Raw genomic sequence first — 14,745 nt, 5'->3', positions numbered from 1 at the left:
TTAATGTACCCATTGGGAATTGGGACCGGAAGTTTCAAGTAATTGAATGGATCGAAGAAAGATTCATCTTTCTAAATCATAAAACATCTGAACAAGAGAACTGAGAACAATTCGGGCATGAGCTTTGTCATCCCGAGCGCCATGCTGGTAAACAGCCAATGGACTTTATAAAGTATCAGGCAGAAAAAAACATATGAGTGGTCAAAATGTGACCACTCACGTCTTATCTTCTTATAAAACCCTATGATTTAGGGGTTAAATACGTCACACACTCCACATGACTAGTCTGCGGAAACATATCTACAGGCTGAACTTCTTTCGTCTCATAGCCTCCATCTTCAAGAACACGCAAATCACGTGCGAGAGTCGATGGATTACAGGATACATAAACAATACGCTCAGGCTCCATGTCGAGCATCGCCTGCAGCAGTGCTTCATCGCACCCTTTACGTGGGGGATCGACTACGATCACGTCCGGGCGCAGTCCCTGGTTACGCCACCAGGGCATGATTTCCTCGGCTTGTCCTACATAAAATTCTGCATTGTCCATGTTGTTCAGGCGGGCGTTTTTCTTCGCGTCGGTTACGGCTTCAGGAACAATCTCAACGCCATACACTTTCTCAGCTTTCTGGGCTAAAAACAGGGAGATGGTTCCAATGCCGCAATAGGCGTCGATCACTGTTTCTCCGCCGCGTAAGTCGGCATACTGGAGTGCTTGATCATACAGCTTTTTCGTCTGGGTGGGGTTCACTTGATAAAAGGACTTTGGTGAAATCATGAATTTCACGTCGCCGATGGTATCATAAATATACTCGTCGCCCCAGAGTACGTGCGTTTCTTTTCCAAGAATTACGTTCGTCCGTCCGCTGTTAATGTTATGCACTACGGATTTTACGTTTGGGAACGCATCGCGTATTTCATCTATCAGCTTTTCTTGATGTGGAAGCTTCTTCGTTCGTGTGACAAGCACGACCATGATATCTTTCGTTGTCTGGCCGGTCCGCACCATGATATGACGCAGCACTCCACGATGGTTTTCTTCGTCGTAAGCGTGAATGCCAAGCCTGCTTGCTATGCGCCGCACGGTTTCAACCATACGATCATTCATTTCGTCTTGAATGAGACACGTATCCATATCAATGATATTGTGACTCCGTTTTTGGTAAAAACCTGTCATCAGCTCGCCGTCTTCCTTTTGTCCGACAGGGATCTGGACTTTGTTCCGATAGCGCCACGGATCGGCCATACCTATTGTTTCATGGACGGGTACGTGGTCGAGGTGAGCCACTTTCTTCATCGCGTTTTTCACTTGATTGTGTTTCATCTCAAGCTGCATACTGTAACTCATATGCTGCAGCTGGCAGCCTCCACACTGGTAATATACATCACAGGGCGGCTCCACTCGTTCTTCGCTCGCTTCCTCTACGTCCAGCAACTTTCCAAACCCGAAGTTTTTCTTCACTTTGACGACTTTAACTTGTCCTTTTTCACCTGGAAGCCCATAAGGTACAAACAAAGGATATCCGTCTACTTTGCCCACTCCATTGCCTTCGTGTGTCAAATCCTCAAATGTTAGCTCAATCGTCTGATTTTTTTGTACGGGCGGCTTTGGTTTCGCCATATTACATCCGTCCTTTTCGTTTCTTAGCTGTTCACAGCTTATCACAAAAACGCCGCCGTCACTAGGACAGGCAGCGTTTGACTGTTATCATTTATTCGTTAGATCGGGTGAAAATTTATCTTTTGGTACGAAGAATTCGATATGACGATAAAGATTGACGAACTCTCCAGGGAGCATGCCGCCGAACTCTCCATCTATGTTCAACTGCATCTTCTCTTCTGTATGAACCTTCACTCGACTTGCTGTCGTATGAATGAATTTGGGATGGTTCAAGTGGTTCCCCTGGATTGCTAACGTAGCTAGACGCGCAAACTCCGCAATGTTCATTTTCTCAATGATCATCAGATTGAATAAACCATCATCCATTTTCGCTTCAGGCGCAAGCTTCTCAAGACCGCCGACTGAATTGGTATTAGAAACGAGAAACAGCATGACTTCACCTTTATAGATACGACCGTCATGTTCCATTTCAACATATGTCGGCCTTATGGATGGAATCATTTCGATCCCTTTTAAATAGTAAGCAAGTTGTCCAAGCATCGTTTTCAGTTTACTTGGAACTTCATAAGACACTTCGGTAATTTTCCCGCCGCCTGCGATATTCATGAAATAATGACCGTTCACTCTGCCAATATCAAGCGGCATTGAATAATCATCTAAAATGACATCGACAGCTTTATGGATATTACGTGGTACACGAAGTGCACGCGCAAAATCATTCGTCGTCCCTACGGGTATAATGCCGAACTTCGGTCTGAAGTCCTGCTCAGCGATTCCATTAATGACCTCATTAATGGTCCCGTCTCCGCCGGCTGCGACCACGACATCAAATTTCCGTTCCACAGCAATTTTAGCTGCTTTCGTCGCATCACCTTCACACGTCGTCGCGTGGGCAGATGCTTCGTAACCAGCTTGCTCAAAACGCTGTAAAATATCAGGAAGAACCTTTCTGACGATCTCTCTCCCTGAAGTCGGATTATAAATAATACGGGCACGCTGCATAGTATGACCCCCTCATCCATCATGCTCCAAATAACATCATAGCGTTTTTTTCATCATTTGAAAACATTAAAGTGTCTCATTTAAAAAACACACACGAGGAGTGCGTGCTTTTTAATATGGCCGGAGAAGGAGGGTGTCCCTCTCCGATTCATATTATCGCTTATCCATTTCCTCTAAAATGATCTTGTTAACCATTGGTGGATTAGCCTGACCTTTCGTCTGCTTCATGACTTGACCGACAAGGAAACCTAAAGCTTTATCCTTACCATTCCTGTAATCTTCAATCGACTGCTGATTGTTATCAAGAATACCGGAAATGATTTCACGAAGCTGTCCTTCGTCAGAAATCTGAACAAGTCCTTTATCTTTAACGATCTTCTCAGGATCTCCGCCTTTTTCTACTAAATCACCAAATACTTTCTTGGCGATTTTAGAAGATATCGTACCATCTTCAATCAACTTAATCATTTTCGCCAGTCCTTCAGGAGTCAGGGCAATATCGCTGAACTCTTTGTAATGCTTATTCAAATAAGCGGATACTTCGCCCATCAGCCAGTTCGAAGCTTGCTTAACATCCGCGCCCTGTGCAATCGTCTCTTCAAAGAAATCGGACATTTCCTTATTATTCGTTAAGACCATAGCATCATAAGCCGGCAACTGTAATTCTTCGATATAGCGCTTCTTACGGGCATCTGGAAGCTCAGGAATCTGGTTGAAAATACGATCCTTCCACGCTTCATCAATATGAAGTGGAACAAGATCCGGTTCCGGGAAATAACGATAGTCGTCAGATCCCTCTTTCACACGCATCAAGATTGTTTCTTTCGTCTGCTCATCATAACGACGCGTTTCCTGAAGGATTTCTCCACCGGAAAGCAGTACTTTTTCCTGACGAACCTCTTCGAATTCAAGACCCTTTTGTACAAATGAGAAGGAGTTCAAGTTCTTCAGCTCAGTCTTCGTTCCGAACTCTTCCTGTCCAATCGGACGCAGAGAAAGGTTCGCGTCACATCTTAAGGAACCTTCTTCCATCTTACAATCAGAAACACCAGTATATTGAATGATATTTTTCAAAGCTTCTAAATAAGCATACGCTTCTTTTGGTGAACGGATGTCCGGCTCGGACACGATTTCCACCAGTGGCGTACCTTGACGGTTATAGTCCACCAGCGAATACCCATCATCACTGTGCGTAAGCTTCCCAGCATCCTCTTCCATATGAAGACGAGTAATACCGATCCGCTTCTTCACGCCATCCACTTCAATATCAATATACCCATTCTCCCCGATCGGCTGATCGAACTGAGAAATTTGGTAAGCCTTCGGGTTGTCCGGGTAAAAGTAGTTCTTACGGTCAAACTTCGTATCCGTCGCAATCTCACAATTAAGCGCCATCGCTGCTTTCATTGCGAAATTCACAGCTTCCTCATTTAACACCGGAAGCACACCCGGGTACCCAAGGTCGATCGGGTTAACGTTCGTATTAGGAGAATCCCCGAACATATTCGGAGAAGGACTGAAAATTTTCGATTCTGTTTTTAATTCTACGTGGACTTCAAGTCCAATCACTGTTTCAAAATTCATGAGCTCGCACCTCCAAGGGACGGGCGTTGTTTATGGAAGTCTGTCGCCTGTTCAAAAGCATGAGCAGCACGGTAAACGCTATTCTCATCAAAGTGACGGCCGATGATTTGCAGGCCGATCGGTAATCCTTCAGATGAGAAGCCGCACGGAACAGAGATTCCTGGCACGCCAGCTAAGTTGACTGGAATCGTTAGAATGTCATTGGCGTACATCGTCAGTGGATCATCGATTTTCTCGCCGACTTTAAACGCTGGTGTCGGAGTTGTAGGTCCGACAATGACGTCATAGTCCTGCAGTACTTTTTCGAAATCATTTTTAATCAATGTACGGACTTGCTGCGCTTTTTTGTAATAGGCGTCGTAGTAACCAGAGCTAAGCGCAAAGGTACCCAGCATAATACGGCGCTTCACTTCGTCTCCAAAGCCTTCAGAACGAGAACGTTTGAACATATCAAGCATCGTTTCAGCGTTTTCCGTACGCTTTCCGTAACGGACACCGTCAAAACGGGCAAGGTTCGCGGACGCTTCTGAAGAAGAGAGCAAGTAGTACGTCGATACGGCGTACTTGGAGTGTGGCAGGGATACTTCGTCCCAAGTCGCTCCAAGCTCCTCATACTTTTTCAATGCGGCTTGAACGGCCTCTTTCACCTCAGGAGTGACACCTTCACCGAGATACTCTTTCGGCACGGCAATTTTCAACCCTTTTACATCACCTGTGAGGGCTTCTGTGTATTTAGGTACTTCTACGTTCGCAGAAGTAGAGTCCATATTGTCGTAACCGGCTATCGTCTCAAGCAAGTAGGCATTATCTTCAACGGAGCGAGTAATCGGACCAATTTGGTCTAGAGATGAAGCAAATGCGATTAATCCAAAACGTGATACACGGCCATACGTGGGCTTCAATCCAACCACACCACAGAAAGCAGCAGGCTGGCGGATAGAACCGCCTGTATCAGAGCCTAAGGAGAACGGAACTTCGCCAGCTGCCACAGACGCAGCCGATCCACCACTGGATCCCCCTGGTACGTAATCCGTATTCCAAGGATTGCGTGTCGCGTAGTAGCTGGAGTTCTCATTGGAAGAACCCATCGCAAACTCATCCATGTTCAATTTTCCGATGGTTACAGACTTCGCTTCATTCAGCTTGTTAACGACGGTCGCATCATACAATGGATCCTCGAAGTTATCTAAAATCTGGCTGGCCGCTGTTGTGCGCAAACCCTTGGTTACGATGTTATCTTTGACACCGATCGGCAAACCGAATAATTCAGCGGCGTCATTGCCGCGCTGCCCATCCAGTTCAGCTGCCTGTTTCAGTGCAGCTTCTTTATTTAATGTAAGGAAGGCTTGGACCTGGCCGTCGACTTCCTCAATACGGTTGTAGGATTCATTAACTAAATCAGTTACTGTAATCTCTTTACTATGTAGCTTATCTTTCAGCTCGCGTAAAGAATGTTCAAACAAAGACATGTAGGTCCCTCCCTATTCCAAAATAGATGGAACTTTAAATTGTCCATCTTTATGATCCGGTGCATTTTTCAGCACATCTTCTTTCTCAACCCATCGCTTCGGCTCGTCCTTACGCATCACATTGTGCAGATCAAGAACGTGCGTCGTCGGTTCTACACCTTCTGTATCAAGCTCATTTAACTGCTCGGCATACGTAATAATATCGTCCAGCTGTTTCGTGAAAAGATCAGCCTCTTCTTCCTTAATAGAAAGACGGGCCAAGTGCGCCACGTGTTTTACATCTTCTTTACTAATACGGGACATATGGTTTCCTCCATTCGATCTCACATAATATATGATCATACCAAATTTCTATTTTCATACGCAACGTTCAACTATACACCCTACCAATCATAACATAAAGTTCAAGTTCATTCATGGGCGGTCTTGCTATGAATGTTACTTGAACTTATCGGGCGTTTACAGGACGTTTTCCCCTAGTCTCATTTTACTTTTCCTGCCTCATAAAGTTTAGGGGAATTACGGACTGTTAACCTGCGGAAAAGCGAAACTTCATTCAGGGGGTTTTTCCTGAATGTTAGTTGAGCCAATCGGGCGTTTACGGACTGTTCCCCCATTTGCAGACTTCCGCAAGTTAATTGAATCTGATATGGGGGACTACAGACCGTTAACCTGCGATATAGTTCAAGTTCATTCATGGGCGACCTTGCTATGAATGTTACTTGAACTTATCGGGCGTTTACAGGACGTTTTCCCCTAGTCTCATTTTACTTTTCCTGCCTCATAAAGTTTAGGGGAATTACGGACTGTTAACCTGCGGAAAAGCGAAACTTCATTCAGGGGGTTTTTCTAACCACCCACCACAATATACGAATGGCTGTAGTTCTCTAAGATTAACATTATACTTTTGTAAAATATTCTCCTTGTGCGGCGCGTGGGAGATCTTTAGTTCAATTTCCAGGCTCAGTAATACATTTTCTCCTATAATTTGAGTGTCATACTTGCAATTCAGTTCATTGATTTTGAATGGAAGGTAAGCGCTCTGGATTACAGAATGGTTTATTGTGTCAATGAAGGTATATCCTTATGTACTTAAATTATAAGATATCAAAAAAAGATCTCCAGCGGAATGCTGGAGATCTTCTTAATAGTATTATTAACGGCGAGCCGCTTCTTCAAAGTTTGCAACAACTTCTTTAGATGGAGCTGGCCCCATCTTACTAACAATGATAGCAACAACAAAGTTCAAGATGAAACCTGGTACGATTTCATAAAGATCGAAAATACCGCCGCTTAATAGATCAGCCCATATTACAACGGTCACTGCACCAACGATGATACCAGCAAGTGCTCCGTTTCGTGTGATGCCTTTCCAGAATAGAGAAAGGATGATCGTTGGACCGAATGCAGCACCAAAACCTGCCCATGCATAGGATACTAGTCCAAGCACCGTGCTGTCTGGGTTACCAGCAAGCAGCAAGGCGATTAACGCGATGGCTGCAACAGCGAAACGTCCAACCCATACAAGTTCACGTTCAGAAGCATTTTTACGGAAAATCGCTTTATAGAAATCTTCCGCTAATGCTGAAGATGATACAAGCAATTGTGAGTCAATCGTACTCATAATAGCAGAAAGAATCGCTGCCAGCAGGATACCCGCAATCACTGGGTGGAATAAAATCTGTGAAAATACGATGAAGATTTTCTCCCCATCAGCCAGCTGTTGGAAGCCCGCTTCATTTGTCAGCTGTGCGCCTACTGAGCTTAAGCCGCTGACATCTTGTGTTGCGATAAATGCTAAGCCGAATAGACCCGTGAAAATCGCACCGTAAAGGCCAATGATCATCCAACCCATTCCAATTAGACGAGCTTTCGGCACATCTTTAGGAGATCTTAAGGCCATAAAACGCACCAGGATATGGGGCTGACCAAAGTAACCCAATCCCCATGCGAGAGAGGATATGATCGAGATGGCTCCGACACCCTGGACCATCGTTAAGTGATCAGGGTTGATTGAACCTACAGCATCAATGGCAGAGTTCCATCCTCCGAGCTCCTGGATTGCCACAATTGGTACAGCAATCAATGCTAAGAACATTAAGATCCCCTGGATGAAGTCTGTCCAGCTTACTGCCAGGAAACCACCGATAAAGGTATAAGAAATCGTTACAATAGCACCAATCCATAGTGCTTGTGTGTAGGTTACATCAAAGGAGGATTCAAATAATTTAGCTCCACCGACTAAACCTGAAGAAGTGTAAAATGTAAAGAAAACTAAAATAACTAACGCGGAAACAACACGTAAAATATGAGAGCTGTCTTGAAAACGATTTTCTAAATAGTCCGGTAATGTAATGGAATCATTAGCAACTTCTGTAAACACTCGTAAACGACGAGCAACAAATTGCCAGTTTAAGTATGCACCGATAGCAAGACCTACAGCCAGCCATGCCTCTCCTAATCCTGAGACATAAATAGCCCCCGGCAAGCCTAATAGCAGCCAACTACTCATATCGGATGCTCCGGCACTAAGTGCAGCTACTCCCGGCCCTAAACGACGACCACCTAATACATAATCTGATAAATTGCTTGTTAAACGGTATGAGGCAAAACCAATCCCCAGCATACCCACTAAATAAACTATAAACGTAATTAACGTAGCAGTACCCATTTTGTCTTATTCGCTCCTTCCGGTAAATAGTGTGATGATAGATAGTATAATTAATAACGGCATGGGTACAAAAAGCCAAAACCATGCTCCTCCTGAAAGTGAAAAATTGCCTGCAGCGGCTGCTAGTTCAAACACGTTGTCACCCCCATTTTGTAATATACACTTCTATGCATTTTTTTTATAATTCAGAATGCCTGAAACTTTTGCATAGAAGTCGAAAAAGCCAAACATTGGTACAACTATATCATAATATATTAGTTAGAACATTGCAAAAATTATAATATTGACGTTTTCGTGTATAATTATACAAATTAACTTCTGATATGCATGTTTTTTTCCTATATATATGATATCTATTCATAAAATTTTATAAATAAAAATTTAGACATACTGTAATTTTTATTCTCTGCAGGTTCTTTTTTCCTGAGTATAAGGACACGGTAAACCTGACCTTAGTAGTCTTACTCAATTAACGGCAGCCTATTCCTAGATTTACAAATTTCGACGTTTTTTTAATCTTATCAATGATTCATCAAAAAAACCACCTTCGAATGCGCTTCGAAGGCGGCTTTTAAACTTTTTACAGCATTTCTGAAGTGGTTTTCCCCTGCATGTGATGGATCAAGTAATCCGGTCCGCCGGCTTTTGAATCTGTACCGGACATATTGAAACCTCCAAATGGGTGATAACCTACAATCGCTGCCGTGCAGCCACGATTGAAGTACAGGTTTCCGACATGGAAGTCTTCACGTGCTTTTTCCTGATTTTGGCGATTATTAGTGATTACTGCGCCTGTTAAACCGTAGTCCGTGTTGTTGGCAATATCAATCGCTTCTTCAAACGATTTCGCTTTCGTAAAACCAACCACCGGTCCAAAAATTTCTTCCTGCATGATGCGGGAATCCGGTGCAAGGTCGGCAAATACAGTCGGCTCGATGAACCAGCCCTTACTGTCATCCCCTTTTCCTCCAGTGACCAGCTTCCCTTCTTTTTTCCCTATTTCAATATAGCTTAGTATCTTGTCGTATGCTGCTTGATCGATAACGGGACCCATATACGTATCGTGAGCCGCTGGATCACCATAAGATACAGATTCTCTCGTTCTCGCTGCCACCTTATCAAGTAATTTATCATAAATTTCTTCATGAGCAACGACACGGGAACAAGCCGAGCATTTTTGACCTGAAAATCCGAAAGCGGAATACGTAATGGCATCCGCCGCAAGTTCAAGGTCTGATTCTTTATCAACAACGATCGTATCTTTACCGCCCATTTCAATGATTGTGCGCTTCAGCCATTTTTGCCCAGGCTGTACTTTAGATGCACGTTCGAAAATGCGCGTACCTACTTCACGTGAGCCCGTAAAGCTTACAAAACGAGTGCGAGGGTGATCGACAAGATAGTCTCCTACCTCTTTTCCACTCCCAGGAATATAGTTGATGACGCCGGCTGGAAGGCCAGCTTCTTCAAGGACCTCCATCATTTTGTAAGCTATAATAGGGGTGGAACTCGCAGGTTTCAGTAAAACGGTATTCCCCGATACCATAGACGCTACTGTCGTGCCACACATGATGGCAAACAGGAAGTTCCACGGAGAAATGACGACCCCTACCCCAAGAGGAATGTAGTGGAACCTGTTGTTCTCGATTGGACGAGAGTTGATTTCCACTCCTTTATCAATTTCAAGGATTTGACGCCCATAATACTCTAGAAAATCTATCGCTTCCGCCGTATCAGCGTCCGCTTCTTTCCACGGTTTACCGCCTTCTTTTACAAGGTGCGCGGTAAACTCATGCTTCCGTCGTCGAATAATAGCGGCGGCTCGGAATAATATATCTGCACGGAACTGCGCTTTTGTTTTACGCCACCAATTGAATGTTTCATCTGCAATTTGATGAGCTTTTTCCGCCAACTCCTGATTAGCCTTTGATACATAACCTATGACTTCCTTTTTATTAGCTGGGTTGACGACTTTAATCTTCTCATCGGTCATGATTCTCTCCCCGCCGATAATTAAGGGATAGTCTTTTCCAAGGTCCGCTTCTATTTGTTTGATAGAGTCCTCAAGAGCCTTGCGATTCACGTCCAAACTGAAATCTGTAAATGGTTCATGTTTATATGGTACAACCACTATAAACCGCCTCCTCATTTTCGATAGGAATCGACGCTTTTATTAGCAAATTACCACGTTAAGCGTTTCCACTAAATATTTTATCCTAAGTTTCCAATTTCATCAATTTAATCTTTCAGCTATTTTGTAAAGTCGTTTTTAGTTTTTCATAAGAGAGTTATCCAATGATATGTCAGGATAGTAGAAGACTTGAATTCGTAACCTAGGTTTGTTACCGATTTAAGAGCCAGGGGTGAGAAACGAACCCTCACAAAGCTCTGTGTTGATATTCATATAAGCTTTAATGAAAGACTCTGTTTCGAGATGTTAGAGATGTTAGAGCTGTTTCCGTCACAATAATAGTGCTTGAACGTCCGGGAAATCACTCGCTTTCCATGGGCGTACGGTGAGCTTCCTCGGGCTAACGCCCTCCGGGATCTCACCATGTACTGTTCTCCCATAGGAGTCTCGCAATTTCCCGGACCTTCTTGCTTTTGTGAGAATAACGGAAACATCTTATGCGGCTTCACTTAAAAAATAATTGCTTTTAAGTGATAACTAGTGGAACTTCTGTATGGAAGAAGATGCTTGGAACTACCTTAAAGTGATGGACTGGACTGAGCTGCCGGAGATAAAGGAAACACGAAGAACGAAGTGATTCGATGTTGACTTATCGTACAGAAGTGAAGGAAGTCTCAGTAGCCGCTAAGCGCTGGAGCTGGATAGTCCCCACATGAGGTTATGAACGGATTCACGATTTAGACTAATATAAGTGTAAGAGGTGGGAGAAGGAGGTAGGCGAGATCCCACAGGGCTGCAAGCCCGAGGAAGCTCGCCACTTCCCCCACAGGAAAGCGAGTAGCTTCCCAACAAACCCTGGCTCTCAACCAGGCAACGAACCCAGGTTATCTCAAAATCAAGTCTTCCACTATCCTGCCATATTGTTGAATAACTCACTTATCAATATCAACAACCCCTATAACATAGCCATTAATTAAAGAGAGAAGCTGCTTCTTTTTGGTGATGACACAATCTCCAAGCATTCATTTAAAAACACGACCGCCTTTATCCAGGCTGCCGTGTTTTATCATTCGTAAATATGGATGAAAGGTTCATCTTGTCCAGGTTTCTTAACAATCAGACTCTCCTGCTGATCCATACTGTTAATTTTCACTTCTATCGAATAATGGTCTTCAAACATTTCATTAACAAGACTGTAAATATATTGGGTGAATCCGGTCACTTCTGTTTGAGAGTCAAATTGAATCGGAATGTCGATTTTAACATCTTGCAATTCATCATCTACGTAAAAACCATTCGCAATCATACCGACAAAGTTAGGAAAGTAATCCGAAACTTCTGTTCGGAAGTCAGAGAAAATCTCAGAATCGTCAAAATGCTCTTCTTCTGCTTCACTGGAAGGGAATAAAACGTAATCTTCGTTAATTTCATCCCAGCCTCCTACCGAGTTATCAGAGCCCTCAGCATAACCTTTGCTTAAGAAGTTTCCGGGAGTTTCTGAGTTGTCGTCTTCCTCTTCATATATTGCAAAAACTATTGGAATATCTTGTAGTTCTTCTCTCTCCCTGATTCTTTTTAAAATAGTGTCGGCATACTCCTGGCCTCGTGATAACGATTCACTGGTAGGGATATCCTCTGAATAATTTCGTCCTTCAGCTTCGAACTCATAGGCCGACCGCATAGATATTCCAATGGTCATTCCAGACACTTCTACGACATCATCATCTTTACGGACAAGATAATTCTGTTCCACGATATTAGAAATATAACGCGGGCTCTCTCTGAATTCTTCTTCTGAAGCGGACTCTTCATCTAAAGCCGGATTTAATCCTTCAGGATTGCCTGGATCTGTAGTTTCTTCGTCGGTAGTAGTGGGTTCCTCATAACGGCCAAGCCAGCTGTATAGTATACTATCATCGAGATACTGTCCGGGTTGGAAGTAATAGTCTTCCGTACTGAAAAACTCTTTAGAGTGGCGCTGCAGCCCGCCTTCAAACTCAGCAATATCGAGACGATTACCCATCTGGTTCGTTGTCACTCCCCGAGCCGCTGATATTTTCGAGCTTCCCTCTGTTAAAATCATCCGATAGTTATCATCGGTCACATTATAATTTGGAATTATAGCCGACTGTCCATTATCCTCTTCTGTAGTTTCACGGACGACTTCATCTGTATTATCGTATACAGGTGTACACGCGCTGACAATCAGGACCATCGCTAGTAAAAGTGCGTGCAGCTTGCTCATTCATTCCACTCCCCATTATGTTAAAGCATTCGCGAATTCTTCTTCGCTCCAAATCTCCACCCCAAGCTTTTCGGCCTTCGTATATTTTGAACCTGCGTCTTCTCCAGCAATCAATAAGTCTGTCTTTTTACTGACACTGCCTGTAACACTGCCCCCAAGCTCCTGGACTATATTCTTCGCCTCAGAGCGTGTGAAGTTTTCCATCTTACCCGTCAACACAACGGTTTTTCCTTTAAAAGGTGAGTCCTCAGGACCTTCATTCTTACTTGGTCCTTTGTATTCCATATTGATCCCGAGCTGCTTCAACTCTTCCATCAATTCAGCCACCTGAGGTTTTGCAAAATAACGGGCGATAGATTCAGCCATTTTCTCGCCGATTTCTGGAACTTCAATAAACGTTTCCATATCCGTACTTAAAAGATTGTCCATCGTTTCGAATTCCTGGGCGAGTGTGTTCGCTGCTTTCGTACCAACATAACGGATGCCAAGTCCGAACAATAAGCGCTCTAATGAATTTCCCTTAGAAGATTCAATGGCTTTTAACAGGTTGTCCACCGATTTTTCGCCCATTCGTTCTAATTTAAGCAGTTCTTCCCGATCCAGTTTATATAAGTCTGAGATATTGTCGATCAAATTTTCTTTAAAAAGCTGCGCGATCACCTTTTCACCTAGTCCTTCAATATCCATCGCGTTCCTTGACACGAAGTGAATTAATGCTTCACGGAGCTGGGCTTCACAATTGGGGTTGATGCATCTAAGAGCTACTTCTTCCTCTAAGCGGACGAGCTTACTATCACATGCCGGACATTTTTCAGGCATGAAATAGGCTTCTTCCTCACCAGTCCGTTCATCGGTCACAACTCGAACGACTTCAGGAATGATGTCTCCTGCTTTCTTTATGACGACTGTGTCCCCAATCCGGATATCGCGTTCCCGGATCAAATCCTCATTGTGAAGGGAAGCACGCTGGACGGTTGTTCCTGCTACCTTTACAGGTTCTAGAATTGCAGTCGGAGTGACCACTCCTGTTCGACCGACACTTAATTCAATATCCTTCAGCTTCGTTACCGCTTCCTCAGCCGGGAATTTATAAGCGGTAGCCCAGCGCGGACTTTTGGCGGTGAATCCTAAAGCGGTCTGTTGATCGAGTCGGTCGACTTTGATAACAATTCCATCAATTTCATAGTCCAAACCAGGACGCCGTTCCAGCCAGCTGTGAACATAGTCAATCACTTCTTCTATATTGTTACACTTTTTCCACTCCGGATTTGTTTTCAGTCCTAAGCTTTCCATCAGTTCGAGTCGTTGACTATGAGAGGTGGCTGATTCTTCCTGCCATTCTCCCACCCCGTATAGAAAAATATCAAGATTACGCTTCGCCGCTATTTTCGGATCAAGCTGACGCAATGAACCAGCTGCAGCGTTCCTTGGATTGGCGAAAGGTTCTTCTCCCTTTTCTTCACGCGCTTCGTTCATCCTCTGGAACGATCGCTTCGGCATAAATGCTTCCCCGCGAACCTCCAATGTTTCCGGCTTGTTTAATCGTAGTGGAATGCTTTTAATCGTACGGAGATTCGTCGTAATATCCTCACCGGTCGTTCCGTCTCCTCTCGTCGCACCTCGAACGAAGATTCCCTCTTCATATGTAAGGGAAACGGCCAGCCCATCAATTTTCAATTCACAAACGTACGATACTTCTTCCTCCGTACCTTCGCGAGCACGACGATCAAAATCTCTCAGTTCTTGATCATCAAACGAGTTTCCCAGGCTGAGCATAGCAACATTGTGTCTTACTTTCTGAAAAGCGCTAAGAGGCTCACCGCCCACTCGACGGGACGGTGAATCAGGTGTGACAAGACTTGGATGTTCTCCTTCTATATCGAGAAGCTCTTGCATTTTTTTGTCATATTCGTAATCTGAAACACTGGGCGCATCAAGCGTATGGTATTCATAGTTATAGCGGTTGATTTCTTCGCGGAGGGCTTTCAGCCGCTCTCTAGCTTCTGCTTCATTCATTTCATA

9 protein-coding genes are annotated in these 14,745 nt (G+C 44.0%); all 9 read right to left on the bottom strand.

Going from position 1 to position 14,745, the window contains the following annotated elements; translation table 11 throughout:
• Positions 1 to 241: 241 nt before the first annotated feature.
• The 9 genes from rlmD to ligA all read right to left on the bottom strand — a co-directional run bounded on the left by rlmD (position 242) and on the right by ligA (position 14,739).
• Positions 242 to 1,621: a 23S rRNA (uracil(1939)-C(5))-methyltransferase RlmD gene (rlmD, locus tag O2Q26_RS06095; protein ID WP_289215042.1), complete on the bottom strand. Its 1,380-nt coding sequence runs from the start codon at positions 1,619 to 1,621 to the stop codon at positions 242 to 244.
• A gap of 87 nt (positions 1,622 to 1,708) precedes the next feature.
• Positions 1,709 to 2,623, bottom strand: coding sequence for a diacylglycerol kinase (locus tag O2Q26_RS06090; RefSeq protein WP_289215041.1), 915 nt, complete (start codon positions 2,621 to 2,623; stop codon positions 1,709 to 1,711).
• A gap of 153 nt (positions 2,624 to 2,776) precedes the next feature.
• Positions 2,777 to 4,207 (bottom strand): Asp-tRNA(Asn)/Glu-tRNA(Gln) amidotransferase subunit GatB, encoded by a 1,431-nt coding sequence (gene gatB / locus O2Q26_RS06085; RefSeq protein ID WP_289215040.1) that lies wholly within the window; start codon positions 4,205 to 4,207, stop codon positions 2,777 to 2,779.
• Complete coding sequence (gene gatA, locus O2Q26_RS06080) at positions 4,204 to 5,676, bottom strand: Asp-tRNA(Asn)/Glu-tRNA(Gln) amidotransferase subunit GatA (RefSeq protein ID WP_289215039.1); 1,473 nt, start codon at positions 5,674 to 5,676, stop codon at positions 4,204 to 4,206. Before gatA ends, gatB begins: the two co-directional genes overlap by 4 nt.
• Before the next feature lie 12 nt (positions 5,677 to 5,688).
• Positions 5,689 to 5,979: an Asp-tRNA(Asn)/Glu-tRNA(Gln) amidotransferase subunit GatC gene (gatC, locus tag O2Q26_RS06075; protein ID WP_253933977.1), complete on the bottom strand. Its 291-nt coding sequence runs from the start codon at positions 5,977 to 5,979 to the stop codon at positions 5,689 to 5,691.
• A gap of 853 nt (positions 5,980 to 6,832) precedes the next feature.
• Positions 6,833 to 8,347: a sodium/proline symporter PutP gene (gene putP, locus O2Q26_RS06070; RefSeq protein ID WP_289215038.1), complete on the bottom strand. Its 1,515-nt coding sequence runs from the start codon at positions 8,345 to 8,347 to the stop codon at positions 6,833 to 6,835.
• A 580-nt stretch (positions 8,348 to 8,927) separates the two neighbouring features.
• On the bottom strand, positions 8,928 to 10,478 hold the full coding sequence (gene pruA, locus O2Q26_RS06065; protein WP_289215037.1) for an L-glutamate gamma-semialdehyde dehydrogenase: 1,551 nt from the start codon (positions 10,476 to 10,478) through the stop codon (positions 8,928 to 8,930).
• Between the two features lie 1,066 nt (positions 10,479 to 11,544).
• Positions 11,545 to 12,723 (bottom strand): CamS family sex pheromone protein, encoded by a 1,179-nt coding sequence (locus O2Q26_RS06060; RefSeq protein ID WP_289215036.1) that lies wholly within the window; start codon positions 12,721 to 12,723, stop codon positions 11,545 to 11,547.
• Positions 12,724 to 12,738: 15 nt separating this feature from the next.
• Positions 12,739 to 14,739 (bottom strand): NAD-dependent DNA ligase LigA, encoded by a 2,001-nt coding sequence (gene ligA / locus O2Q26_RS06055; RefSeq protein ID WP_289215035.1) that lies wholly within the window; start codon positions 14,737 to 14,739, stop codon positions 12,739 to 12,741.
• Between the last annotated feature and the right edge of the window lie 6 nt (positions 14,740 to 14,745).

This window comes from Halobacillus campisalis (assembly GCF_030345335.1).
Classification (GTDB): Bacteria; Bacillota; Bacilli; order Bacillales; family Halobacillaceae; genus Halobacillus_A; species Halobacillus_A campisalis.
The sequence above is the reverse complement of the archived record's forward strand: the minus strand, read 5'-3'. Positions and strand labels throughout refer to the sequence as shown.

Excerpts from the sequence above, each read along its gene's own strand:
- rlmD (WP_289215042.1), bottom strand. The coding sequence starts at position 1,621 with ATGGCGAAACCAAAGCCGCCCGTACAAAAAAATCAGACGATTGAGCTA.
- O2Q26_RS06090 (WP_289215041.1), bottom strand. The coding sequence starts at position 2,623 with ATGCAGCGTGCCCGTATTATTTATAATCCGACTTCAGGGAGAGAGATC.
- gatB (WP_289215040.1), bottom strand. The coding sequence starts at position 4,207 with ATGAATTTTGAAACAGTGATTGGACTTGAAGTCCACGTAGAATTAAAA.
- gatA (WP_289215039.1), bottom strand. The coding sequence starts at position 5,676 with ATGTCTTTGTTTGAACATTCTTTACGCGAGCTGAAAGATAAGCTACAT.
- gatC (WP_253933977.1), bottom strand. The coding sequence starts at position 5,979 with ATGTCCCGTATTAGTAAAGAAGATGTAAAACACGTGGCGCACTTGGCC.
- putP (WP_289215038.1), bottom strand. The coding sequence starts at position 8,347 with ATGGGTACTGCTACGTTAATTACGTTTATAGTTTATTTAGTGGGTATG.
- O2Q26_RS06060 (WP_289215036.1), bottom strand. The coding sequence starts at position 12,723 with ATGAGCAAGCTGCACGCACTTTTACTAGCGATGGTCCTGATTGTCAGC.
- ligA (WP_289215035.1), bottom strand. The coding sequence starts at position 14,739 with ATGAATGAAGCAGAAGCTAGAGAGCGGCTGAAAGCCCTCCGCGAAGAA.